This window comes from Actinosynnema sp. NPDC023658 (assembly GCF_040639995.1).
In the GTDB taxonomy this organism is placed as follows: Bacteria; Actinomycetota; Actinomycetes; order Mycobacteriales; family Pseudonocardiaceae; genus Actinosynnema.
The window spans coordinates 1-1,986 of the sequence record NZ_JBFAAX010000988.1; the positions used below are offsets into that span (position 1 = coordinate 1).

The 1,986-nt window shown below is 75.4% G+C and carries 2 protein-coding genes; both read right to left on the reverse strand.

The window, feature by feature from the left end:
• On the reverse strand, positions 1 to 730 hold a 730-nt coding region (locus tag AB0G02_RS37240; protein ID WP_360804322.1), incomplete at its 3' end, for a beta-ketoacyl synthase N-terminal-like domain-containing protein.
• A complete protein-coding gene (locus AB0G02_RS37245; RefSeq protein ID WP_360804325.1) occupies positions 727 to 1,842 on the reverse strand; it encodes a beta-ketoacyl synthase N-terminal-like domain-containing protein in 1,116 nt (371 codons plus the stop codon). The genes AB0G02_RS37240 and AB0G02_RS37245, both read right to left, overlap by 4 nt.
• Positions 1,843 to 1,986: the final 144 nt, after the last annotated feature.

Here is a 1,986-nt window from a genome sequence, read left to right on the forward strand (position 1 = left end):
CCACCTGGAGCACGCCGCGCGCGCCGGACGTGGGCCCGACGTGGTCGTCGATCTCGGCGGTGTCGAGCAGCAGGTCGTCCACGTGCTCCGACCGGTGCACCCGTCCCAGCAGCACGCCCGCACGTCCCGGCTCCGCGCGTTCGAGCACGACGCACGCCGCGAGGGCGCGCAACGGGCCCGCGATGGACGTGGCGGTGTCGTCGTCGGGTTCGACGCCGACGACCACGACCCGGTCCGCGCGTCCGGCGCGCAGCGCCAGCGCGCCCAGGCCGACCGCGTCCAGCCCGGACGTCTCGCCCGAGCACACGGTCAGGTTGGGCCCGGTGAAGCCCCAGCGGATCGCGATGGTGCTGGCCACGACGTTGCTCGATGCGTTGGGGCTGTTGAGCGGGCTCACGTCGCGGCCGGAGCCCGCGCGTTCCTCGCGCACCACCTCGGCCACCGTCGCGACGTTGCCGTAGTTGGAGCTGACGATCACGGCCGTGCGGTCCGCCCCCGGCAGGGGGAGGGTCGGCCTGCCCTCGGGCAGACCGAGCGCGCGGTGCACCGCGCACAGCGCGAGCCGGGTGGACGGCTCCTTGTAGAGCAGGCCCTTGCGGCCCAGCAGCACGTGCGCCTGGTCCGGTCCGACGGCCGGTTCGGCCGCCAGCAGCGCGAGCAACCGGTCGTCCGGCGAGCCGGGGCCGGGCAGGTGCACGGCCTGGGCGGTCACCATCACCTCTGCGGTCACGGGGCCACCTCGATCACGCACACCGCGTTCACGCCGCCGAAGCCGAACGCGTCGACCTGCACGACCGCGGGCCCGCTGATCGACGCGGGCTCGTCCACGACCAGGCGCAGGTCCGCGGCCTCGTCGATCGCGGTCCGCAGCCCCACGTTGGGCGGCACCCACCCGGCGCGCACCGACTCGACGGCGAGCACCAGGCTGGTCAGCGCCGCCGCACCGGAGGTGTGGCCGATGGCGCCCTTCACCCCGGTGACGAGCGGTCGCTCGGCCACGTCGGCGAACACCTCGGCCAGGGCGGCGGCCTCGGTCGGGTCGTTCAGGGAGGTGCCGGTGCCGTGGGCGAGCACGAGGTCCACGTCGTCGGGGGTGATCCCGGCGCGTTCGTGGGCGTCGCGCATCGCCGCCACGATGCCGCGCACGTCGGGCGCGGTCTCGTGGTAGGCGTCGCAGGACAGGCCGACACCGAGCACCACGGGCCCGTCACCGCGGGGCTGGACCACGACCGCCGCCGCGCCCTCACCGAGCAGGACACCGGTCCGGTCCCGGTCGAACGGGCGCACGGAGGTCGTGGGCTCCTCGCCCACGCGGCCGATCATCGTCAGCATGCTCTCGGTGGTGGCGTCGCAGCCCGCGACGACGACCGCGTCCGCTTCGTCCGCGGCGAGCAGGTCCGCGGCGATGGCGAGCGCGTGCCCGGACGCCGAGCACGCGTTGGACACCGTGATCACGTCCGCGACTCCGGGCAGCGCGGCCCGCACCGCCGCCGCGAAGTGCAGCTCCTCGGGGAGCACCGGGACGCCGTCGGCGGTGAACCGCTCCACCGACCGCAGCTCCCGCAGACCGGTGCCGACGATCGCCGTGACCCGCTGGGTCGTGGCGTCGAGCCCGGCCTGCGCCGCGGCGGCGGCCACGCACTCGGTGAGCCAGCCGGCGGCGCGGCGCGGGCGTTCCACGTCGCCGTCGTCGATCTGGTAGCCGTGGGTGACGTTGAGCTTGGCGGTGTCGTGGAAGCGCAGGGGCGAGACCCCGCTGACGCCCTCGACCAGCGCCTTGAACGTCGTCGTCGTGTCGCCCAGGCAGGTGCGGATCTCGGCTCCGGTGATGACGCTAGCCACGGGCGTACCCCCGGATCACGGCCGCGCCGACCGCGCCGTCGGCCGAGACCGACGTGACGACGCCGACCCGCCCGTCCAACGCCTTGTCGCCGCGGTGGTGCGCGAGCAGCGCGGACACCTGGAGCGCGCCGGAGGCCGCGTGGC